The organism is Leclercia sp. LSNIH1, assembly GCF_002902985.1.
Lineage (GTDB): Bacteria > Pseudomonadota > Gammaproteobacteria > Enterobacterales > Enterobacteriaceae > Enterobacter.
Map to the genome: position 1 here is coordinate 1,719,107 of NZ_CP026167.1, position 21,655 is coordinate 1,740,761.

Here is a 21,655-nt window from a genome sequence, read left to right on the forward strand (position 1 = left end):
GCAAAGGATTTTGAGCAACAGCCTCAAATCCCTTCGCCGGCGTTATCCGGATCAGGTTCGACGGGTATTTTCTCAGCACACGCTTTCACGCAGCACCCCGTTGAGAACGGCAGTATTGTAATGATTTGGTGAATATTACGAAAGTGTTATGGTTCCGGCGGCGCAAACCACGCCGATTTAAAATCAAACCACCCCAGCGTATTCATACGCAAGCCGCGCATACTGCGCTGCCCCTGGATCATCAGCCAGTGGTGGATCAGCGGGACGATCGCCTGCTGGGCGAGCAGCTGCTGGCACCAGACCGCAAGATTCATCTCACCCGCGCGCCACTCGGCGGCGTCCTGTTGCCAGTCCCGCTCAATACAGTTTTGCAGAAGCGGCACCTCATAGAGATGTGAGAACAGCGAGAAATCCAGCGGCAGGGTGAAGTTGACGCTGTTGAGCCAGATGTCGCTCACGATCTCGCCGCGATGCCACTCCTCATAGCTGACCTCCTGAATGTTCAGCGTCACCTGTTCGGCGGCGAGCAGCTCGCTCATCATTCTGGCGATCACCCGATGTTCGATATGTTCGCGGTAGAAGGTCAGGGTGAGGCTCTCCAGCCCGGCCGGTTGGTCGCCGCGTCCCGGACGGGCATGGTGCCAGCGCGGCAGCAGGCCATACGCCGGGAACCAGTAGGACTGATATACTTCCTCAGCCTGATAGATCAGGTTCGCCGGGGAGAGGATCCGGCTTACCCACTGGCGCACCTCGGCGCTGGCCCCGAGGTGGGAGCGGGCGTCAAACAGCAGATAGTAACAGCCCTCTTCGAGGCGGCTCTCCACTGCCTTTTCCCCCTCGGTTGGCCCCTCCAGGGTCAGGCCGACGCTAAGCTCTTCGTTGATATCCGGCAACACCCAGACGTTCACCTCGTCAATCAGCGCCCGGTAGCCGAAGTAATCATCGAAGGCGCGGATCTTCAGCTGGTTATTGTTATTACGGGAAACCGCATACGGCCCGGTGCCCACCGGCAGGCTGGCAAAGTTGTGCATGGTTTCCCACTCCCGCGGCAGGATCATAGATGGCACATACCCCAGCAGCCACGGCAGCCAGCGGTCGGGCTGCGTAAGCTGAATATCGAGCGTCCAGGCGGTGGGCGACTGGACCCGGCTGATGTGTGAATAGAGGGGCAATTCGCGGGCGCGCTGTAGCGAGGCGATAACATCAGCCATCTCCAGCTCGCGGCCATGATGGAAATGGATACCAGGCCGCAAAAAAAATCGCCAGTGCAGAGGAGAAAGCTGCTGCCAGTGGTGGGCAATGTCGGCTTCCAGTTCCCCATTTTCCTCATTTATGCGCGTCAGCCCGCTAAAGATTTGCCGCGCCATATGGGTTTCGGAGCGCCGTAATGCACTCCCCGGCAACAGGTTTTTCATCGGGCGATAATAGAGTACCCGCAGGATGTGCTTGCCCTGGCGGAAGCTGCGCCCGAGGTGGGAGACCAGCATCTGGCGCACCGCGGCTTTATCGCCGACCAGCTGCACCAGCTGCTCGATGCGATCCTGCTCCAGCAGATCCTCCGCCCGCTGCTGCTGAAGCGCCAGGCCGGTATACAAAAAGGTGAGACGCGAGCGCTTGCCGCGCCCGGCCTCCGCTTCCCAGCTCAGCCACCCCTGCTGCTGCATGGTGTTGAGCAGGGTGCGCATATGGCGGCGTGAACAGCTGAGCAGGTCGGCCAGTTCGCTGAGCGTGGTCTCCCGGGTCTGGCCGTCACAGCACTGCCACAGGCGAATGAATTGTTGTTGCAGACGACCAGAGGGCATAAAAGAGGAACTCCTGACAAAAAATCAGCAATTTATTAATCCCTATATTAAGCCAATAATTCACTTCGATGAAGCGAGGAGGTAAATATGAAGAGGTCTGCCACAAATCAGTTTTACCAACAGTACTTCTCAGCGACAAAGGGAGTGTCCTGGCTGGCCCGCCGGTGCGCAGAGCAGCGGCTGAAAATACTGGAAGAGCTGATGCAGTGGGAGGTGACAACGTCGACCTCGGAACGCTGAATTGCTTCGATCATGTGTGACTGAGTATTGGTGCTAATCACCACGCCAGCAGGTATCATCTGCTGGCTTTTTTCGTTTTCTCGTGCGCTAAAGGAACAGTGATGCTCTGGTTAATGACGATGGGACGCCGTCTCAACGGTGTGTATGCCGCTTTTTTGATGGTGGCGTTTATGATGGGCGTAGCCGGGGCACTGCAGGCGCCGACCCTGAGTCTGTTCCTGAGCCGCGAGGTGGGCGCCCAACCGTTCTGGGTGGGGCTGTTCTATACCGTCAACGCCGTCGCCGGGATCCTGGTCAGCCTGTGGCTGGCGAAGCGTTCAGACAGCCAGGGCGATCGCCGCAAGCTGATCCTCTTTTGCTGCGCGATGGCGATTGGCAACGCGCTGCTGTTTGCTTTTAACCGCCACTATCTGACCTTATTAACCTGCGGTGTGCTGTTGGCCTCGATTGCCAACACCGCCATGCCGCAGCTGTTTGCTCTGGCGCGGGAATATGCCGACAGCTCTGCGCGTGAGGTGGTGATGTTCAGCTCGGTGATGCGTGCGCAGCTTTCGCTGGCGTGGGTCATCGGTCCGCCGCTGGCGTTTATGCTGGCGCTGAATTACGGCTTTACCACCATGTTCTCTATTGCGGCGGCCATTTTTGCCATCAGCCTGGCGCTGATCGCCTTCGCGCTGCCCTCTGTGGCCAGGGTGGATTCAGCGGCCGCCGTTCCGGTGACGGAGGTCAGCGGCTGGAAAGATAAAAATGTCCGCAGGCTGTTTATCGCGTCCACGCTAATGTGGACCTGCAACACCATGTATATCATCGATATGCCGTTATGGATCAGCAGCGATCTGGGGCTGCCGGACAAGCTGGCCGGGATCTTAATGGGGACTGCCGCCGGGCTGGAGATCCCGGCAATGATCCTTGCGGGATATTACGTCAAACACGTTGGTAAACGGCGGATGATGGTGATGGCGGTGGCGGCAGGGGTGCTCTTTTATCTGGGGCTGATCCTCTTCCATAGCCGCGAGGCCTTGCTTGGCCTGCAACTCTTTAACGCGATTTTTATTGGCATCATCGCCGGGATTGGGATGCTCTGGTTCCAGGATTTGATGCCGGGCAGGGCAGGATCGGCGACCACGCTCTTTACCAACAGTATCTCTACCGGCGTGATCCTGGCGGGGGTGATTCAGGGCGCGCTGGCACAAAGCTACGGCCACTCTGCGGTTTACATGGCTATTGCGGGGATTTCGCTGGTGACGCTGGTGCTCACCTGGCGAGTTAAAGATGTCTGAATAAAAAAGAGTCCATTGACTGTGCAATGGACTCTTTAGCGTGAGGGCTAAGCCATTAGCCCATAAAGGCTGGCTGCTTGCTCTCGTAGGCGGCAATGGCCTCTTCGTGCTGCAGGGTCAGTCCGATGCTGTCAAGGCCGTTAATCATGCAGTGGCGGCGGAACGCGTCGATGTTAAAGCTGTAGATTTTATCCCCGGCTTTTACGACCTGCGCTTCCAGATCCACTTCAAAGGTCATGCCCGGGTTGCCCTGCACCAGGGTAAACAGCTCGTCGACCTGTTCATCACTCAGCGTGACCGGCAGCAGCTGGTTGTTGAAGCTGTTGCCGTAGAAGATGTCGGCAAAGCTCGGGGCAATTACCACTTTGAAACCGTAATCGGTCAGCGCCCACGGCGCATGCTCGCGCGATGAGCCACAGCCGAAGTTTTCCCGCGCCAGCAGGATAGATGCGCCTTTGTACTCAGGAAAGTTCAGCACGAACTCCGGGTTCGGCTGCTGGCCTTTGTCATCCAGAAAACGCCAGTCGTTAAACAGGTGCGCGCCAAAACCGGTGCGGGTTACCTTCTGCAAAAACTGCTTTGGAATGATGGCGTCGGTGTCGACGTTAGCCGCGTCCAGAGGGACCACCAGGCCAGTATGTTGGGTAAATTTCTCTGCCATGATGGTCTCCTTATTTCAGGCTGCGAATATCGGCGAAGTGGCCGGTCACTGCGGCTGCCGCGGCCATCGCCGGGCTGACCAGATGCGTGCGTCCACCGCGCCCCTGACGACCTTCAAAGTTACGGTTACTGGTGGAAGCGCAGCGCTCGCCCGGGTTCAGGCGGTCGTTGTTCATCGCCAGACACATGGAGCAGCCCGGCAGACGCCATTCAAAGCCTGCTTCAATGAAAATCTTATCCAGACCTTCAGCTTCCGCCTGCGCTTTGACCGGGCCGGAGCCTGGAACCACCAGCGCCTGCACACCCGGCGCCACTTTACGGCCTTTCGCCACTTCTGCCGCGGCGCGCAGATCTTCGATGCGCGAGTTGGTGCAGGAGCCAATAAAAACTTTATCAATGCTCACGTCGGTCAACGGTACGCCCGGCTTCAGCCCCATATAGGCCAGCGCTTTCTCTGCGCTGGCGCGCTCAACCGGATCGGCGAACGAGGCCGGATCGGGAACGCTGTCGTTAACGGAGATGACCTGCCCCGGATTCGTGCCCCAGGTGACCTGCGGCGCAATCGCTTCGGCCCGCAGGGTGACCACGGTGTCGAATACCGCACCCTCGTCGGTTTTCAGGGTTTTCCAGTACGCGACCGCGTCGTCAAAATCCTGGCCTTTCGGGGCGTGCAAACGCCCCTTCACATAGTTGAAGGTCGTTTCGTCAGGCGCAACCAGACCAGCTTTCGCACCCATTTCAATCGCCATGTTGCACAGGGTCATACGGCCTTCCATGCTCAGGGCCTGGATTGCGCTGCCGCAGAACTCCACCACATGTCCGGTGCCGCCTGCGCTACCGGTTTTACCGATGATCGCCAGCACGATGTCTTTGGCAGTGATGCCCGGTGCGGCCTCGCCGGTCACCTCAATTTTCATGGTCTTCGCACGGCCCTGTTTCAGGGTCTGGGTCGCCAGCACATGTTCCACTTCGGAGGTGCCGATACCAAAGGCCAGGGCACCAAACGCGCCGTGGGTCGCGGTGTGGGAGTCGCCGCAAACGATGGTCATGCCCGGCAGGGTGATACCCTGTTCAGGGCCCATCACATGGACGATGCCCTGGTAAGGGTGGTTCAGATCGTACAGCTCAACGCCAAACTCGTTGCAGTTCTTGATCAGCTCCTGCATCTGAATGCGCGCCATCTCACCGGAGGCGTTGATGTCTTTAGTCTGGGTTGAGACGTTATGGTCCATCGTCGCGAAGGTTTTGCCCGGCTGGCGCACCGGACGCTTGTGCGCGCGCAGGCCATCGAACGCCTGCGGCGAGGTCACTTCGTGCACCAGATGGCGATCGATATAGAGCAGCGGGGTTTCGTTCTGCGCTTCATAGACCACGTGAGCATCATAAATTTTTTCGTACAACGTCTTCGCCATGATTACACCCCTTCAGCGACATAGCGGGCAATGATATCGCCCATTTCTTCAGTACTGACCGCCGCGTTGCCGCGGGCTAAATCGCCGGTGCGCACACCCTCTTCCAGGGCGCGGTTGATGGCGTTTTCGATCGCGGTAGCTGCCTCGTTAGCATCCAGGCTGTAGCGCAAAAGCAGCGCCAGAGAGAGGATCTGCGCGATCGGGTTGGCGATGTTTTTACCCGCGATATCCGGTGCGGATCCGCCAGCCGGTTCGTACAGGCCAAAACCTTCTTCGTTCAGGCTGGCGGACGGCAGCATCCCCATGGAGCCGGTGATCATCGCGCACTCGTCAGAGAGAATGTCCCCGAACAGGTTGGAACAGAGCAGGACGTCAAACTGGGACGGATCTTTAATCAGCTGCATGGTGGCATTGTCGATGTACATATGCGCCAGCTGAACGTCCGGATACGCCTGAGCAATCTCGTTAACGATTTCGCGCCACAGGATGGAGGATTGCAGCACGTTAGCTTTATCGATCGAGGTCACTTTATGGCCGCGTTTGCGGGCAGATTCGAACGCGATACGGGCGATACGTTCAATCTCAAAACGGTGATACACCTCGGTATCGAACGCTTTTTCGTGCTGACCGCTGCCTTCGCGGCCTTTCGGCTGACCAAAGTAGATACCGCCGGTCAACTCACGGACGCACAGAATGTCGAAGCCGTTGGCGGCGATATCGGCGCGCAGCGGACAGAACTCTTCCAGCCCCTGATAGAGTTTGGCCGGACGCAGGTTGCTGAACAGCTTGAAGTGTTTACGCAGTGGCAGCAGCGCCCCGCGCTCTGGCTGCTCGGCCGGTGGCAGATGTTCCCATTTCGGGCCGCCTACGGAGCCGAACAGGACCGCGTCGGCATTCTCACAGCCGGTCACGGTTGCCTGCGGCAAGGGCGTACCGTGGTTATCGATCGCGATACCGCCTACATCGTAGTGGCTGGTGGTAATTTTCATCGCAAAACGGGTGCGGACAGCGTCCAGCACCTTCAGCGCCTGTGCCATAACTTCGGGGCCAATTCCGTCGCCCGGTAACACAGCAATATGGTAATTCTTCGACATTACACGGTTTCCTTATTGTTCTCTTTATTCTGAGCTTTGCGTTGCAACTCTTTTTCGACTTCCGCGGCGCGCCAGATATTGTTCAGGACGTGAACCATCGCTTTGGCGGAGGATTCGACGATATCGGTCGCCAGGCCCACGCCGTGGAAGCGGCGGCCGTTATAGTTGACCACGATGTCTACCTGGCCCAGCGCGTTTTTACCCTGGCCTTTCGCCGTCAGGTCATATTTCACCAGCTCAACGTCATATTCCGTGACGCGGTTAATGGCCTGGTAGATGGCATCTACCGGACCGTTGCCGTTGGCCGCTTCGGCTTTGATCTCGTCGCCGCAGGCCAGCTTGACGGAGGCGGTCGCGATGTCGCTTGAACCCGACTGCACGCTGAAGTAGTCCAGACGGAAATGCTCTGGCTCTTCCTGCTGCTTGTTGATAAACGCCAGCGCTTCCAGGTCGTAGTCAAATACCTGGCCTTTTTTATCGGCCAGCTTCAGGAAGGCGTCGTACAGATGATCCATGTTGTAGTCGGTCTCTTTATAGCCCATCTCTTCCATGCGGTGTTTAACCGCCGCGCGGCCAGAGCGGGAGGTCAGGTTCAGCTGCACCTGATTCAGACCGATCGATTCCGGGGTCATGATTTCGTAGTTTTCGCGGTTCTTCAGCACGCCGTCCTGGTGAATACCGGAGGAGTGAGCGAAGGCACCGGTGCCGACAATCGCTTTGTTCGCTGGGATCGGCATGTTGCAGATCTGGCTCACGGTCTGGCTGGTGCGCCAGATCTCCTGGTGATTGATGCGGGTATGCACATCCATGATGTCCTTGCGCACCTTGATCGCCATGATCACCTCTTCCAGTGAACAGTTGCCGGCGCGCTCACCGATACCGTTCATGGCACCTTCAACCTGACGCGCCCCGGCGTGGACCGCGGCAATGGCATTGCCGACAGCCAGGCCTAAATCGTCGTGGGTGTGAACGGAGATAATCGCTTTATCAATATTCGGCACACGCTCATACAGACCAGTAATGATCCTGGAGAACTCGAACGGCATGGTGTAGCCGACGGTGTCCGGGATGTTGATAGTGGTGGCACCAGCACGGATGGCCGCTTCAACCACACGGGCCAGATCCTCAATCGGCGTGCGGCCTGCATCTTCACAGGAGAACTCAACGTCGTCAGTATAATTGCGGGCGCGTTTCACCATATAAATGGCGCGCTCGATCACCTCATCCAGGGTGCTGCGCAGCTTGGTGGCGATATGCATCGGCGAGGTAGCAATAAAGGTGTGAATACGGAAGGCTTCGGCGACCTTCAGCGACTCGGCGGCCACATCGATATCTTTCTCGACGCAGCGAGCCAGGGCGCACACACGGCTGTTTTTTACGCTGCGGGCGATGGTCTGAACGGATTCAAAATCCCCCGGGGAAGAGACCGGGAAGCCCACTTCCATTACGTCTACGCCCATACGTTCAAGGGCCAGAGCAATCTGCAATTTCTCTTTAACGCTCAGGCTTGCCTGTAATGCTTGTTCACCGTCACGTAAGGTCGTATCGAAAATAATGACTTGCTGGCTCATGGGTTAGGTCCTTGTCTGAATTTGGGCGCCTTGCTACGAGCATAAAAAAACCCGCGCAGTGGCGCGGGTTTTTTGTCTTAACCAGAGAACGATTCAACGCTGAATTTCGCCCGCCAGTCTACCGCGCACAGTGGATGCGTTTAGTAGTAGTAGACCTGTGAAACGAATGCTGCGAATCATGAATCAAGCTCCAGATAAATAAGATATGCTTTTAGTGGTACTGGATACGCGGAATGATGTCAACCCCTGCCAAGCGAAAACACCTCTTCGCCTTCGCGACCCGGGCAGAAAGAATTAGCTTATTGTGCTGGTTTTTCCCTTTTTTGCCATTTTCTTATTCTGAGTTATGTGTGCGAATTTATCAGTTGAATCGTTTGCATATACTTTATTGCAATTGTTTAAAATCCAGGAATAATAAGCCAGCGTTTTGAATTCCTTAACTTTCATCACGTTACCATAATAATTTGGGTGTTGCAGGTTAGAAGGTGATTGGTCTGATAAGAGAATGTTAACTAATTTAATTAAGTCACTGTTAATATTTCATTAAAACTTAAATAGGCCTTAACGAAATGCCATATTGTTTATTTATGAAATCTATGGTTTCATTCGCAATATAAACTAATCGATATGCTTTCTCGCTTTTTTAAGCATGTTTTCTTATCTTATGCCTGAGCTCTGTCACGGCTGGCGGGTATTTATATATTCCTAATTTGTAACATTTCTCTTTAGCTTGTTTTATATGCGTGATAAATCATATTTTCTAAATTTATTGTTACACACGAGGAAAGGAGTTCAGCGTGACAGTGGAGCAGGGTATGTGTGAAGAAAGTAGCGAAAAATCGTCTGTGTCAGAGGGGGCAAAACCACAGCTCCGTACGGTGGACCTGAATCTTTTAACGGTTTTCGATGCGGTCATGCAGGAACAAAATATTACGCGTGCCGCCCAGTCGCTGGGAATGTCTCAGCCCGCTGTCAGTAATGCCGTTGCAAGACTCAAGGTTATGTTTAATGACGAGTTATTCGTTCGTTATGGCCGCGGTATCCAGCCTACTGCCCGTGCCTATCAGCTGTTTGCATCGGTACGTCAGGCGCTTCAGCTTGTGCAGAATGAACTTCCGGGCTCCGGGTTTGATTCAAGCAGCAGCGAGCGTGTTTTCCATCTGTGCGTTTGCAGCCCTCTGGATAATTATCTGACCTCACTTATTTATAATAAAGTCGAGGAAGTTGCGCCCAATATACATTTGGTTTTCAAGTCATCCCTTAACCAGAATACGGAACATCAGCTGCGATATCAGGAGACGGAGTTTGTTATTGGCTACGAAGAATTTCGTCGCCCCGAATTTTCTTGCGTACCATTATTTAAGGACGAAATGGTACTGGTTACCAGCAAAGCGCATCCGCGCCTTAATGGTATGTTGCAGGAGAGCGATATTTATCGCGAACAGCATGCGGTTGTTGCCCTCGATCGCTACGCCTCTTTTAGCCAGCCGTGGTACGACACGCCAGATAAGCAGGCCTGTGTAGCCTATCAGGGGATGGCAATGGTCAGCGTATTAAATGTTGTCTCGCAAACTCACCTGGTTGCCATCGCCCCGCGCTGGCTGGCTGAAGAGTTTGCCGATCCGTTGAACCTGCGAATTATGGTGTTGCCGCTGAACCTTAACTCACGCACCTGCTATCTCTCATGGCATGAAGCAGCCGGTCGCGATAAAGGCCATCAGTGGATGGAAGAGCTGCTGGTTAACGTCTGCCGGCGATAAATGCGGTCAGGATAAATTTCAGTGTTATTGCTATTTATCCTGACTTTCTTATCGTTTCTGAAATATTATTCTGCTGAAGATATTTTCATTGCCTTTTCCTGGCCGTAAAAATGGATGAATTACTGTGGCGCCGCCTTTTTAAATGATGAACGCTCACTCCCTCCCGTTCTCGCAGTAGATTTATCCATAACAATTATTAATACCTTATCTTTCTTCTTTTGGGATCCCGCGCCAGCCGAGGTTTGCTAATTGCCTGCCTCACGGCTAGCGGTTATGGTAACTGTCACTCTGCACAATAAAAATCGCCAGGGGTAACCCTGACAAAAAAGACGGCGCAGTGCATATTTCTCCTGTCCGTCTGAAACGATAAGCCTGGAGGCAAATCATGGAGATGTTGTCTGGCGCCGAAATGGTCGTCCGATCGTTAATCGATCAGGGCGTGAAGCAAGTGTTCGGTTACCCGGGAGGCGCGGTCCTCGATATTTATGACGCACTACATACCGTTGGCGGTATCGATCACGTCCTGGTGCGTCATGAGCAAGCTGCCGTGCATATGGCTGATGGACTGGCACGCGCGACAGGTGAGGTGGGGGTCGTGCTTGTAACATCCGGTCCTGGCGCGACGAACGCCATTACGGGTATCGCCACCGCCTATATGGACTCCATTCCAATGGTGGTGCTCTCCGGTCAGGTTGCAACCTCGCTGATTGGCTATGATGCCTTTCAGGAGTGTGACATGGTCGGCATCTCCCGTCCGGTAGTGAAACACAGTTTCCTGGTCAAGCAGACGGAAGATATTCCGGGCGTGCTCAAAAAGGCCTTCTGGCTGGCGGCCAGCGGGCGTCCCGGGCCGGTGGTAGTTGACCTTCCGAAAGATATTCTCAACCCGGCCAATAAATTGCCTTATGTCTGGCCGGAGTCGGTCAGCATGCGTTCGTATAACCCCACGACCCAGGGACATAAGGGACAGATTAAGCGCGCCCTGCAAACCCTGATGGCGGCTAAAAAGCCGGTGGTCTATGTTGGCGGCGGGGCGGTGAACGCCCAGTGTGAAGCACAGCTGCGCGCGCTTATCGAAAAGCTGAACCTGCCGGTGGCCTCTTCATTAATGGGGCTCGGGGCGTTTCCTGCCACCCATCGACAGGCGCTTGGCATGCTCGGTATGCACGGCACATATGAAGCCAATATGACGATGCATAACTCCGATGTCATTTTTGCCGTTGGGGTGCGCTTTGACGATCGCACCACCAATAACCTGGCGAAATATTGCCCTGATGCCACGGTGCTGCACATTGATATCGATCCCACCTCGATTTCCAAAACCGTGCCGGCGGATGTGCCCATTGTGGGCGATGCGCGTCATGTGCTGGATCAGATGCTGGAGCTGCTGGCGCAGGAAAATTATGCTCAGCCGCTGGATGAGATTCGTGACTGGTGGCTGCAGATTGAGCAGTGGCGTGCGCGTCAGTGCCTGAAATACGATACCCAAAGTGAGAACATTAAGCCGCAGGCGGTGATCGAAACGCTCTGGCAGCTGACCAAAGGCGACGCTTATGTGACCTCGGATGTCGGCCAGCACCAGATGTTTGCCGCCCTCTATTACCCGTTTGATAAGCCACGTCGTTGGATCAACTCCGGTGGTCTGGGCACTATGGGCTTTGGCCTGCCTGCCGCGCTGGGCGTGAAGCTGGCATTACCGGAAGAGACAGTGGTTTGCGTGACCGGCGATGGCAGTATCCAGATGAATATTCAGGAACTCTCCACCGCGCTGCAGTACGAACTGCCGGTGCTGGTGCTCAATCTGAATAACGGCTATCTGGGGATGGTGAAGCAGTGGCAGGATATGATCTATTCCGGTCGCCATTCGCAATCCTATATGAATTCATTGCCGGATTTTGTGCGTCTGGCAGAGGCTTACGGCCACATTGGTATGCGTATCAGTCATCCGGCAGAGCTGGAAGCGAAGCTCAGTGAAGCCCTTGAGCACGTTAAAAATAACCGCCTGGTCTTTGTCGATGTGGTTGTGGATGGCACCGAGCATGTTTATCCGATGCATATTCGCGGCGGCGGTATGGATGAAATGTGGTTAAGCAAAACGGAGAGAACCTGATGCGCCGGATATTATCTGTATTACTGGAAAACGAGTCCGGTGCGCTGTCGCGCGTGATTGGGCTCTTTGCACAGCGTGGCTACAATATTGAAAGCCTGACGGTAGCGCCGACGGACGATCCCACGCTTTCCCGCATGACCATCCAGACGGTGGGCGATGCCAAGGTGCTGGAGCAGATCGAAAAGCAGCTGCATAAACTGGTGGATGTCTTGCGCGTCAGCGAGCTGGGGCAGGGAGCCTATGTTGAACGTGAGATTATGCTGGTGAAAATTCAGGCCACCGGTTATGGGCGTGAAGAGGTGAAACGCAATGCGGATATCTTCCGCGGGCAGATCATTGATGTCACCCCCTCTATCTACACCGTTCAACTTGCCGGCACCAGCGATAAGCTGGATGCTTTCCTCGCCTCGGTGCGGGATGTGGCAAAAATTGTCGAAGTGGCGCGTTCAGGCGTTGTGGGACTTTCCCGCGGTGACAAAGTGATGCGTTAAAGATAAAAAGTTCGCCTCTCTATTGCCCGGTGCGATTTACCGGGCTTTTTTTTGCGCACCGATGCCGGAGTCGCGACAAAAGCGGTTGCCGCACAGACTATTCTGCGTTTAGATGTTACAAGATTAAGTCATAACCCTGACAAGGTCATGGACTCTTTTATATTTTTTAAGGGGCAATTGTGAAACTGGATGAAATCGCCAGGCTCGCCGGCGTGTCACGAACTACGGCAAGCTATGTGATTAACGGTAAAGCGAAGCAGTATCGGGTCAGCGACAAGACCGTTGAGAAAGTCATGGCAGTGGTTCGTGAACATAACTACCATCCGAATGCTGTCGCCGCGGGCCTGCGTGCCGGACGCACCCGTTCGATCGGCCTGGTGATCCCGGATCTGGAAAACACCAGTTACACCCGGATCGCAAACTATCTTGAGCGCCAGGCGCGTCAGCGCGGCTATCAACTGTTGATCGCCTGCTCAGAAGATCAGCCCGATAACGAAATGCGTTGCATTGAACATCTGCTCCAGCGTCAGGTCGATGCCATTATCGTTTCAACCTCGTTACCCCCGGAGCATCCTTTCTATCAGCGCTGGGCCAATGATTCATTCCCGATTGTCGCCCTCGACCGTGCGTTAGATCGCGAGCATTTCACTAGCGTAGTCGGTGCCGATCAGGACGATGCTGAAATGCTGGCGGCGGAGCTGCGCACCTTCCCGGCGGAAAATGTCCTTTACCTGGGGGCGTTGCCGGAACTCTCCGTGAGCTTCCTGCGCGAGCAGGGTTTCCGCACCGCCTGGAAAGACGATCCCCGTAAAGTGGATTTCCTCTATGCCAATAGCTACGAGCGCGAAGCCTCGGCGCAGCTGTTTGAGAAGTGGCTGGAAACTCATCCGATGCCGCAGGCGCTGTTCACCACCTCTTTTGCCCTGTTGCAGGGCGTGATGGACGTGACGCTGCGCCGCGAAGGTAAGCTGCCTTCCAATTTGGCAATTGCGACCTTTGGCGATCACGAACTGCTCGATTTCCTGCAGTGTCCGGTGCTGGCAGTCGCCCAGCGTCATCGTGACGTGGCAGAGCGGGTGCTGGAGATTGTGCTGGCGAGTCTCGATGAGCCGCGTAAGCCTAAACCGGGGCTGACGCGCATCCGTCGTAACCTCTATCGTCGCGGCATATTGAGCCGGTCATAAGGGACGCAGGGCAGTGGAAACTGCCCTGAATTTATTGCATTTATCCACTCAGCAATTCCCCTACTCTTTTTAAGATAATTCTTTAAAAAGTATCGCCTGAGCGCCTTTTTATTTCACTTTGCTATTTAAAACTTCTTTTCATGTTTATTTAATTGTCATTAATGAGATTATTTGTATTATTTTGTTACATAACCGATCATCATTTCTGAATTATCAGCCATTTTTACCCCGCAAATTTGCCGCCATCCGCTTGCCAGCGTTCGACGCGGCGTCAGCGTTGAATCTGGCGCTGTTCACCCCTGACGATATGGCTTAAAATGCCGCCCGCGTCGCAAACTGACACTTTATATTTGGTTGCGGCGAGATGAGTGATTTTTAACGCTGGTCTGCATATTCGAGTTTTTTCTCACAAATATTCATCACGTTAATTTTGCCTCGCCAGTTGTACGGTTAATAGCCTGATTAACTTCCGTTCGTAAATCAGTAACATTTAGACTGATGTCGCGGAAGTCCTGGCTTGACAAGCTTTTCCATCGCTCCGTAAACTCCCTTAAGTGGGAATTTGTGGGTAAAAGTGGTGAGGAGGGGTGAGACTGGCATGTTCCGTGGAGCGACGTTAGTCAATCTCGACAGCAAAGGGCGTTTGTCGGTACCAACCCGATATCGCGACCAGCTGAACGAGAGCGCTTCTGGTCAAATGGTCTGCACCATTGACATCAACCACGCCTGCCTGCTGCTTTACCCCTTGCCTGAATGGGAAATCATTGAGCAAAAGCTGTCTCGACTGTCGAGCATGAACCCGCAGGAGCGTCGCGTACAGCGGCTGTTATTGGGTCATGCCAGTGAATGTCAGATGGATAGCGCGGGGCGTTTATTGATTGCGCCAGTGCTGCGGCAGCATGCGGGTCTGACAAAAGAAGTGATGCTGGTCGGACAGTTCAATAAGTTTGAACTGTGGGATGAAACGGCCTGGTATCAACGGGTCAAGGAAGATATCGACGCTGAGCAGTCTGATTCCGCGACATTGTCGGAACGATTGCAGGATTTGTCTCTATAAATATGATGGAAAATTATAAACATACGACGGTGCTACTGGATGAGGCCGTCAATGGCCTGAATATTCGTCCTGATGGCATCTATATTGATGGCACTTTTGGCCGGGGTGGCCACTCACGTTTAATCCTCTCCCAACTGGGCGCGGAAGGCCGTTTGCTGGCGATCGATCGCGATCCGCAGGCGATTGCGGTGGCAAAAACTATTGATGACCCACGCTTTTCTATCGTTCATGGTCCTTTCTCCGCGCTGGCTGATTACGTCAGCGAGCGCGATTTAACCGGCAAGATCGACGGCATTCTTCTCGATCTTGGCGTCTCCTCACCGCAGCTTGATGATGCTGAACGTGGCTTCTCCTTTATGCGCGACGGTCCGCTGGATATGCGTATGGATCCGACGCGCGGCCAGTCCGCCGCCGAGTGGCTGCAAACGGCTGATGAAGCGGATATCGCCTGGGTGATCAAAACCTTCGGCGAAGAGCGTTTTGGCAAGCGTATCGCGCGCGCCATCGTTGAGCGCAACCGCATTGAGCCGATGACGCGCACCAAAGAGCTGGCTGAAGTGATCGCGGCGGCAACGCCGGTGAAGGATAAGTACAAACATCCCGCCACCCGTACTTTCCAGGCAATTCGCATCTGGGTGAACAGCGAGCTCGAGGAGATCGAGCAGGCGCTGAAAAGTTCGCTTGGCGTACTCGCGCCGGGTGGTCGCCTGTCGATTATCAGCTTCCACTCGCTGGAAGATCGCATCGTGAAGCGTTTTATGCGCGAGCAAAGCCGTGGTCCGCAGGTGCCGGCCGGGTTACCGATGACGGAAGAGCAGCTCAAAAAGCTGGGGGGCCGTCAGCTGCGCGCATTGGGCAAGTTAATGCCGGGCGAGGCAGAAGTGGAAGAGAATCCCCGCGCCCGTAGTTCAGTGCTGCGCATTGCAGAAAGGACGAGTGCATGATCGGCAAAGTGGCAGGCACCTTAAGCAAGGTCAAAGAGACGTTAGGCAGCAACGAGCGTCATGCGTTGCCGGGCGTGATCTGGGACGATCTGTTGCGTTTCGGCAAGCTGCCACTGTGCCTGTTTATTTGCATCATTGTGTCGGCGGTCACCGTTGTGACCACCGCTCACCATACCCGTTTGTTAACGGCGCAGCGCGAACAGCTGGTGCTGGAGCGTGATGCGCTGGATATCGAGTGGCGAAATCTGATCCTCGAAGAAAATGCGCTCGGCGATCACAGCCGGGTGGAACGGATCGCAACGGAAAAGCTGCAGATGCAGCATGTTGATCCCTCTCAGGAAAATATCGTAGTACAAAAATAAGGAAAAACGCGACGCATGAAATCCGCGGCGAAGGCGCTAAAACCAAAACGTCAGGAAGAACAGGCCAGCTTTATCAGCTGGCGTTTTGCGTTGCTGTGCGGCTGCATTTTACTGGCGCTGGGTTTCCTGCTGGGACGCGTGGCGTGGCTGCAGATCATTGCCCCCGACATGCTGGTGCGCCAGGGCGATATGCGCTCTCTGCGCGTTCAGGAAGTCTCGACATCGCGTGGCCTGATTACCGACCGTTCTGGTCGTCCGCTGGCGGTCAGCGTACCGGTAAAAGCGATCTGGGCGGATCCTAAAGAGCTGCATGACGCTGGCGGGATCTCACTGGATAACCGCTGGAAGGCGCTATCGGATGCGCTGAAAATGCAGCTCGATCAGCTGGCCGCTCGCGTCAATGCTAACCCGAAAGGGCGCTTTATCTATCTGGCACGTCAGGTTAACCCTGACATGGCCGACTACATCAAAAAGCTGAAGCTGCCCGGCATTCACCTGCGTGAAGAGTCGCGTCGCTACTACCCGTCCGGGGAAGTGACCGCCCACCTGATTGGCTTTACCAACGTCGACAGCCAGGGGATTGAAGGCGTTGAGAAGAGTTTCGATAAATGGCTGACCGGTCAACCGGGCGAGCGCGTGGTGCGTAAAGACCGTTATGGTCGCGTGATTGAAGATATCTCTTCAACCGACAGCCAGGCGGCGCACAATCTGGCGTTGAGTATTGACGAGCGTTTACAGGCGCTGGTCTACCGTGAGCTGAATAACGCCGTCGCCTTTAACAAAGCGGAATCCGGCAGCGCCGTGCTGGTGGATGTCAGCACCGGTGAAGTGCTGGCGATGGCCAACAGCCCGTCTTACAACCCGAACAATTTTACCGGCACGGCCAAAGACGCCATGCGTAACCGTGCCATCACCGACGTCTTCGAGCCGGGTTCCACGGTGAAACCGATGGTGGTGATGACCGCCCTGCAGCGCGGTATCGTCAATGAAAACACCGTGCTGAATACCGTGCCTTACCGCATCAACGGTCACGAGATCAAAGACGTGGCGCGTTACAGCGAATTGACCCTCACCGGGGTTTTACAGAAGTCGAGTAACGTTGGTGTTTCTAAGCTGGCGTTAGCGATGCCGTCCTCAGCGTTAGTAGAAACTTACTCACGTTTTGGGCTGGGAAAGGCGACCAATTTGGGGTTGGTCGGAGAACGCAGTGGCTTATATCCTCAAAAACAACGGTGGTCTGACATAGAGAGGGCCACCTTCTCTTTCGGCTACGGGCTAATGGTAACGCCGTTACAGTTGGCGCGTGTCTATGCAACGATTGGCAGCTATGGCGTCTATCGCCCGCTCTCAATTACCAAAGTTGATCCCCCGGTTCCCGGTGAGCGTATCTTCCCGGAATCGATCGTCCGTACCGTCGTTCACATGATGGAAAGCGTGGCGCTGCCCGGCGGCGGCGGCGTGAAGGCGGCGATCAAAGGCTATCGCATCGCCATCAAAACCGGTACGGCGAAAAAAGTCGGGCCAGATGGCCGCTACATCAATAAATACATTGCATATACCGCAGGCGTTGCGCCTGCGAGTAATCCGCGTTTTGCGCTGGTGGTCGTCATCAACGATCCACAGGCGGGTAAATACTACGGTGGCGCCGTTTCCGCGCCGGTCTTCGGTGCCATCATGGGCGGCGTACTGCGCACCATGAACATCGAGCCGGATGCGCTGGCAACGGGCGAGAAAAGTGAATTTGTAATTAATCAAGACGAGGGAACAGGTGGCAGATCGTAATTTGCGCGACCTTCTTGCTCCGTGGGTAACAGGCTTACCTGCGAGAGAACTGCGAGAGATGGTACTCGACAGCCGTGTGGCTGCCTCGGGCGATCTTTTTGTGGCAGTCGTAGGTCATCAGGCGGACGGGCGTCGCTATATCCCGCAGGCGATAGCGCAAGGTGTTGCTGCCATTATTGCTGAGGCAAAAGATGAGGCCACTGACGGTGAAATCCGTGAAATTCACGGCGTGCCGGTCATCTATCTCAGCCAGCTGAATGAACGTCTCTCTGCGCTGGCGGGACGTTTTTATAACGAACCTTCTGACCGGTTGCGTCTGGTTGGCGTGACCGGCACTAACGGTAAAACCACCACCACGCAGCTGATGGCGCAGTGGGCGCAACTGCTGGGTGAAACCAGCGCGGTAATGGGTACCGTGGGCAATGGTCTGCTGGGCAAAGTGAACCCAACGGAAAATACCACCGGCTCTGCCGTTGACGTACAGCACGTGCTGGCCGGTCTGGCGGGGCAGGGTGCGACCTTTGCGGCGATGGAAGTCTCTTCTCACGGGCTGGTACAGCACCGTGTCGCGGCGCTGAAATTTGCCGCCTCTGTGTTCACTAACCTGAGCCGGGATCACCTCGACTACCATGGCGACATGGAGAACTACGAAGCGGCGAAATGGCAGCTCTATGCCACGCATCACTGCGGTCAGGCGATTATCAACGCCGATGACGAAGTGGGTCGCCGCTGGCTGGCTAAACTGCCGGATGCCGTTGCGGTCTCCATGGCCGATCGTATCAACCCGAACTGCCACGGCCGCTGGCTGAAGGCCACCGACGTGACCTATCACGATAGCGGCGCGACCATTCGCTTTGCCTCGAGCTGGGGCGAGGGCGAAATCGAAAGCCGTCTGATGGGGGCGTTCAACGTCAGCAATCTTCTGCTGGCCCTCGCGACCCTGCTGGCGCTCGGCTATCCACTGGCGGAACTGCTCCGTACCTCCGCGCGCCTGCAGCCGGTTTGTGGCCGCATGGAAGTCTTCACCGCCCCAGGCAAACCGACGGTGGTGGTGGATTATGCCCACACGCCGGATGCGCTGGAGAAAGCGCTGGAAGCCGCGCGCCTGCACTGCGCCGGTAAACTGTGGTGCGTCTTTGGCTGCGGCGGCGATCGTGATAAAGGCAAACGTCCGCTGATGGGTGCCATTGCTGAACAGTTCGCGGATATCGCGGTCGTGACCGATGACAACCCGCGCACCGAAGAGCCGCGCGCCATCATCAACGACATTCTGGCCGGTATGCTGGATGCGGGCCGTGCCCGTGTGGTGGAAGGCCGCGCAGAAGCGGTGACCAACGCCATCATGCAGGCTAACGAGAACGATGTGGTGCTGCTGGCCGGTAAAGGCCACGAAGATTATCAGATTGTCGGCACCAACCGTCTGGATTACTCCGACCGTGTAACCGCGGCGCGTCTGCTGGGAGTGGTGGCATGATCAGCGTAACGCTAAGCCAGCTTGCGACGATCCTGCGCGCAGACGTCAGCGGCGATGAGATGAGTTTCGATGCGGTGACCACCGACACGCGTAAAATCACTCCCGGCTGCCTGTTTGTGGCGCTTAAGGGTGAGCGTTTCGATGCCCACGATTTCGCCGAACAGGCGAAAGCCGCCGGGGCAGGTGCGCTGCTGGTAAGCCGTAAACTGGATATCGACCTGCCGCAGGCGGTGGTAAAAGATACCCGTCTGGCGTTTGGTGAACTGGCGGCATGGGTTCGCCAGCAGGTTCCGACGCGCGTTGTGGCGCTGACCGGCTCCTCTGGTAAAACGTCCGTTAAAGAGATGACGGCCGCCATCCTCACCCAGTGTGGCAATACCCTCTATACCGCAGGCAATCTGAACAACGATATTGGCGTACCGATGACGCTGCTGCGTCTGACCCGCGAGCATGAGTTTGCGGTAATCGAACTCGGTGCCAATCACCAGGGTGAAATCGCCTGGACCGTTAGCCTGACGCAACCGGAAGCGGCGCTGGTGAATAACCTGGCGGCGGCGCACCTCGAAGGCTTCGGCTCGCTCGAAGGCGTGGCAAAAGCGAAGGGCGAGATCTACACCGGCCTGCCGGCCAACGGTATCGCCATTATGAATGCCGATAATAACGACTGGCTGAACTGGCAAAGTGTTATCGGGGATCGCAAAACCTGGCGCTTTTCGCCTAATGCCGCGAACAGCGACTTCACCGCCAACAACATTCACGTGACCTCTCACGGCACCGAATTTACGTTGCAGACCCCAACGGGGAATGTGGAGGTGCTGCTGCCTCTGCCGGGTCGCCACAACATCGCCAATGCCCTGGCGGCGAGTGCACTGGCGATGGCCGTCGGCGCGCCGCTGTCTGCTATCAAAAGCGGGCTGGCAAACCTGAAAGCCGTTCCCGGACGCCTGTTCCCGATCCCGCTGGCGGAAAACAAACTGCTGCTGGACGACTCCTACAACGCCAACGTCGGCTCCATGACTGCCGCCGTACAGGTGCTGTCTGAGATGCCTGGCTATCGCGTGATGGTGGTTGGCGATATGGCCGAGCTGGGCGATGAAAGCGAAGCCTGCCACCAGCAAGTGGGTGAGGCGGCAAAAGCCTCCGGTATCGATCGCGTGTTAAGCGCGGGACATCTCAGCAATTTTATCAGCCAGGCCAGCGGCGTCGGTGAGCATTTTGCCGATAAAGCGGCGTTGATCGCTCGCCTTAAGGCACTGGTTGCAGAACAACAAATTGTGACAGTTTTAGTGAAAGGTTCACGCAGTGCCGCCATGGAAGAGGTCGTGCACGCTTTACAGGAGAACAGGACATGTTAGTTTGGCTGGCCGAGCATTTGGTCAAATATTATTCCGGCTTTAACGTCTTTTCCTATCTGACGTTTCGCGCCATCGTCAGCCTGCTGACTGCGCTGTTCATCTCATTGTGGATGGGTCCGCGCATGATTGCCCGTCTGCAAAAACTCTCTTTCGGCCAGGTCGTGCGTAACGACGGTCCGGAATCACACTTCAGTAAACGCGGTACGCCGACCATGGGCGGCATTATGATCCTCACCGCGATTGTGGTGTCGGTGCTGCTGTGGGCTTACCCGTCAAACCCGTACGTCTGGTGCGTGCTGGTGGTACTGGTGGGGTACGGGATTATCGGTTTTGTTGATGACTACCGCAAAGTGGTGCGTAAAGACACCAAAGGTCTGATCGCCCGCTGGAAATATTTCTGGATGTCGGTGATTGCACTGGGCGTGGCCTTCGCGCTCTATCTGGCAGGAAAAGACACCCCGGCCACCGAGCTGGTGGTGCCGTTCTTTAAAGATGTCATGCCGCAGCTGGGCCTGTTCTACATCCTCTTGTCCTACTTTGTGATTGTCGGTACCGGCAATGCCGTCAACCTGACCGACGGCCTGGATGGCCTGGCCATTATGCCAACCGTCTTTGTCGCAGCGGGCTTTGCTCTGGTGGCGTGGGCGAGCGGCAACATGAACTTCGCCAGCTATCTGCATATTCCTTATCTGCGTCACGCCGGTGAGCTGGTGATCGTCTGCACGGCGATTGTCGGCGCAGGTTTAGGCTTCCTGTGGTTCAACACCTACCCGGCGCAGGTCTTTATGGGGGACGTCGGTTCTCTGGCACTGGGCGGCGCGCTGGGCATTATCGCCGTGCTGCTGCGCCAGGAGTTCCTGCTGGTGATCATGGGCGGTGTGTTCGTGGTTGAAACCCTGTCGGTGATCCTGCAGGTAGGCTCCTTCAAGCTGCGCGGTCAGCGCATCTTCCGGATGGCACCTATCCATCACCACTATGAACTGAAAGGCTGGCCGGAACCGCGCGTCATCGTGCGCTTCTGGATTATTTCGCTGATGCTGGTGCTGATTGGCCTGGCAACGCTGAAGGTACGTTAAT

Annotated in this window: 19 protein-coding genes and 1 riboswitch; of the genes, 13 read left to right on the forward strand and 6 right to left on the reverse strand. The window is 55.7% G+C overall.

Going from position 1 to position 21,655, the window contains the following annotated elements:
* Positions 1–10 precede the first annotated feature (10 nt).
* Positions 11–110: riboswitch (TPP riboswitch) on the reverse strand.
* A gap of 36 nt (positions 111–146) precedes the next feature.
* On the reverse strand, positions 147–1,802 hold the full coding sequence (sgrR, locus tag C2U54_RS08615; protein ID WP_103178251.1) for an HTH-type transcriptional regulator SgrR: 1,656 nt from the start codon (positions 1,800–1,802) through the stop codon (positions 147–149).
* 87 nt (positions 1,803–1,889) lie between these two features.
* On the opposite strand from sgrR, the gene sgrT reads away from it, so the two are divergent.
* Positions 1,890–2,042 (forward strand): glucose uptake inhibitor SgrT, encoded by a 153-nt coding sequence (gene sgrT / locus C2U54_RS08620; protein WP_103178252.1) that lies wholly within the window; start codon positions 1,890–1,892, stop codon positions 2,040–2,042.
* Between the two features lie 101 nt (positions 2,043–2,143).
* Complete coding sequence (locus C2U54_RS08625; RefSeq protein WP_103178253.1) at positions 2,144–3,322, forward strand: sugar efflux transporter; 1,179 nt, start codon at positions 2,144–2,146, stop codon at positions 3,320–3,322.
* A gap of 55 nt (positions 3,323–3,377) precedes the next feature.
* On the opposite strand, the gene leuD is transcribed toward C2U54_RS08625, so the two are convergent.
* The 5 genes from leuD to leuL all read right to left on the reverse strand — a co-directional run bounded on the left by leuD (position 3,378) and on the right by leuL (position 8,239).
* A complete protein-coding gene (gene leuD, locus C2U54_RS08630) occupies positions 3,378–3,983 on the reverse strand; it encodes a 3-isopropylmalate dehydratase small subunit (RefSeq protein ID WP_103178254.1) in 606 nt (201 codons plus the stop codon).
* Between the two features lie 10 nt (positions 3,984–3,993).
* A complete protein-coding gene (leuC, locus tag C2U54_RS08635; RefSeq protein ID WP_103178255.1) occupies positions 3,994–5,394 on the reverse strand; it encodes a 3-isopropylmalate dehydratase large subunit in 1,401 nt (466 codons plus the stop codon).
* Between the two features lie 2 nt (positions 5,395–5,396).
* Entirely contained in the window at positions 5,397–6,488 is a 1,092-nt protein-coding gene (leuB, locus tag C2U54_RS08640) for a 3-isopropylmalate dehydrogenase (RefSeq protein WP_103178256.1), read from the reverse strand.
* The gene (gene leuA, locus C2U54_RS08645; RefSeq protein WP_103178257.1) at positions 6,488–8,059 is read right to left on the reverse strand and encodes a 2-isopropylmalate synthase; all 1,572 of its coding nucleotides are present in this window, start codon (positions 8,057–8,059) and stop codon (positions 6,488–6,490) included. The genes leuB and leuA overlap by 1 nt, the downstream gene beginning before the upstream one ends.
* A 93-nt stretch (positions 8,060–8,152) precedes the next feature.
* Complete coding sequence (leuL, locus tag C2U54_RS28080; RefSeq protein WP_103178258.1) at positions 8,153–8,239, reverse strand: leu operon leader peptide; 87 nt, start codon at positions 8,237–8,239, stop codon at positions 8,153–8,155.
* Positions 8,240–8,874: 635 nt separating this feature from the next.
* Between leuL and leuO the strand changes: the two genes are divergently transcribed.
* The 11 genes from leuO to mraY all read left to right on the forward strand — a co-directional run bounded on the left by leuO (position 8,875) and on the right by mraY (position 21,654).
* On the forward strand, positions 8,875–9,819 hold the full coding sequence (gene leuO / locus C2U54_RS08655) for a transcriptional regulator LeuO (RefSeq protein ID WP_103178259.1): 945 nt from the start codon (positions 8,875–8,877) through the stop codon (positions 9,817–9,819).
* A gap of 385 nt (positions 9,820–10,204) precedes the next feature.
* Positions 10,205–11,929, forward strand: coding sequence for an acetolactate synthase 3 large subunit (gene ilvI, locus C2U54_RS08660; protein WP_103178260.1), 1,725 nt, complete (start codon positions 10,205–10,207; stop codon positions 11,927–11,929).
* Complete coding sequence (ilvN, locus tag C2U54_RS08665) at positions 11,929–12,420, forward strand: acetolactate synthase small subunit (protein ID WP_032616525.1); 492 nt, start codon at positions 11,929–11,931, stop codon at positions 12,418–12,420. Before ilvI ends, ilvN begins: the two co-directional genes overlap by 1 nt.
* Positions 12,421–12,599: 179 nt before the next feature.
* Entirely contained in the window at positions 12,600–13,604 is a 1,005-nt protein-coding gene (cra, locus tag C2U54_RS08670) for a catabolite repressor/activator (RefSeq protein WP_103178261.1), read from the forward strand.
* A 598-nt stretch (positions 13,605–14,202) separates the two neighbouring features.
* Complete coding sequence (mraZ, locus tag C2U54_RS08675; protein ID WP_103178262.1) at positions 14,203–14,661, forward strand: division/cell wall cluster transcriptional repressor MraZ; 459 nt, start codon at positions 14,203–14,205, stop codon at positions 14,659–14,661.
* A gap of 2 nt (positions 14,662–14,663) precedes the next feature.
* Positions 14,664–15,605: a 16S rRNA (cytosine(1402)-N(4))-methyltransferase RsmH gene (gene rsmH, locus C2U54_RS08680; protein ID WP_103178263.1), complete on the forward strand. Its 942-nt coding sequence runs from the start codon at positions 14,664–14,666 to the stop codon at positions 15,603–15,605.
* Positions 15,602–15,967 carry a cell division protein FtsL gene (ftsL, locus tag C2U54_RS08685; protein ID WP_103178264.1) on the forward strand — a complete coding sequence of 122 codons (366 nt, stop codon included), beginning with the start codon at positions 15,602–15,604 and terminating at the stop codon, positions 15,965–15,967. The genes rsmH and ftsL overlap by 4 nt, the downstream gene beginning before the upstream one ends.
* Positions 15,968–15,982: 15 nt before the next feature.
* Complete coding sequence (locus tag C2U54_RS08690; RefSeq protein WP_103178265.1) at positions 15,983–17,749, forward strand: peptidoglycan glycosyltransferase FtsI; 1,767 nt, start codon at positions 15,983–15,985, stop codon at positions 17,747–17,749.
* Complete coding sequence (gene murE / locus C2U54_RS08695; RefSeq protein ID WP_103178266.1) at positions 17,736–19,223, forward strand: UDP-N-acetylmuramoyl-L-alanyl-D-glutamate--2,6-diaminopimelate ligase; 1,488 nt, start codon at positions 17,736–17,738, stop codon at positions 19,221–19,223. The genes C2U54_RS08690 and murE overlap by 14 nt, the downstream gene beginning before the upstream one ends.
* A complete protein-coding gene (gene murF, locus C2U54_RS08700; protein WP_103178267.1) occupies positions 19,220–20,578 on the forward strand; it encodes a UDP-N-acetylmuramoyl-tripeptide--D-alanyl-D-alanine ligase in 1,359 nt (452 codons plus the stop codon). Before murE ends, murF begins: the two co-directional genes overlap by 4 nt.
* Positions 20,572–21,654 (forward strand): phospho-N-acetylmuramoyl-pentapeptide-transferase, encoded by a 1,083-nt coding sequence (gene mraY, locus C2U54_RS08705; RefSeq protein WP_103178268.1) that lies wholly within the window; start codon positions 20,572–20,574, stop codon positions 21,652–21,654. The genes murF and mraY overlap by 7 nt, the downstream gene beginning before the upstream one ends.
* The last annotated feature ends 1 nt before the right edge of the window (position 21,655 follow it).

Excerpts from the sequence above, each read along its gene's own strand:
- sgrR (WP_103178251.1), bottom strand. The coding sequence starts at position 1,802 with ATGCCCTCTGGTCGTCTGCAACAACAATTCATTCGCCTGTGGCAGTGC.
- sgrT (WP_103178252.1), top strand. The coding sequence starts at position 1,890 with ATGAAGAGGTCTGCCACAAATCAGTTTTACCAACAGTACTTCTCAGCG.
- C2U54_RS08625 (WP_103178253.1), top strand. The coding sequence starts at position 2,144 with ATGCTCTGGTTAATGACGATGGGACGCCGTCTCAACGGTGTGTATGCC.
- leuD (WP_103178254.1), bottom strand. The coding sequence starts at position 3,983 with ATGGCAGAGAAATTTACCCAACATACTGGCCTGGTGGTCCCTCTGGAC.
- leuC (WP_103178255.1), bottom strand. The coding sequence starts at position 5,394 with ATGGCGAAGACGTTGTACGAAAAAATTTATGATGCTCACGTGGTCTAT.
- leuB (WP_103178256.1), bottom strand. The coding sequence starts at position 6,488 with ATGTCGAAGAATTACCATATTGCTGTGTTACCGGGCGACGGAATTGGC.
- leuA (WP_103178257.1), bottom strand. The coding sequence starts at position 8,059 with ATGAGCCAGCAAGTCATTATTTTCGATACGACCTTACGTGACGGTGAA.
- leuL (WP_103178258.1), bottom strand. The coding sequence starts at position 8,239 with ATGATTCGCAGCATTCGTTTCACAGGTCTACTACTACTAAACGCATCC.
- leuO (WP_103178259.1), top strand. The coding sequence starts at position 8,875 with ATGTGTGAAGAAAGTAGCGAAAAATCGTCTGTGTCAGAGGGGGCAAAA.
- ilvI (WP_103178260.1), top strand. The coding sequence starts at position 10,205 with ATGGAGATGTTGTCTGGCGCCGAAATGGTCGTCCGATCGTTAATCGAT.
- ilvN (WP_032616525.1), top strand. The coding sequence starts at position 11,929 with ATGCGCCGGATATTATCTGTATTACTGGAAAACGAGTCCGGTGCGCTG.
- mraZ (WP_103178262.1), top strand. The coding sequence starts at position 14,203 with ATGTTCCGTGGAGCGACGTTAGTCAATCTCGACAGCAAAGGGCGTTTG.
- rsmH (WP_103178263.1), top strand. The coding sequence starts at position 14,664 with ATGATGGAAAATTATAAACATACGACGGTGCTACTGGATGAGGCCGTC.
- ftsL (WP_103178264.1), top strand. The coding sequence starts at position 15,602 with ATGATCGGCAAAGTGGCAGGCACCTTAAGCAAGGTCAAAGAGACGTTA.
- C2U54_RS08690 (WP_103178265.1), top strand. The coding sequence starts at position 15,983 with ATGAAATCCGCGGCGAAGGCGCTAAAACCAAAACGTCAGGAAGAACAG.
- murF (WP_103178267.1), top strand. The coding sequence starts at position 19,220 with ATGATCAGCGTAACGCTAAGCCAGCTTGCGACGATCCTGCGCGCAGAC.
- mraY (WP_103178268.1), top strand. The coding sequence starts at position 20,572 with ATGTTAGTTTGGCTGGCCGAGCATTTGGTCAAATATTATTCCGGCTTT.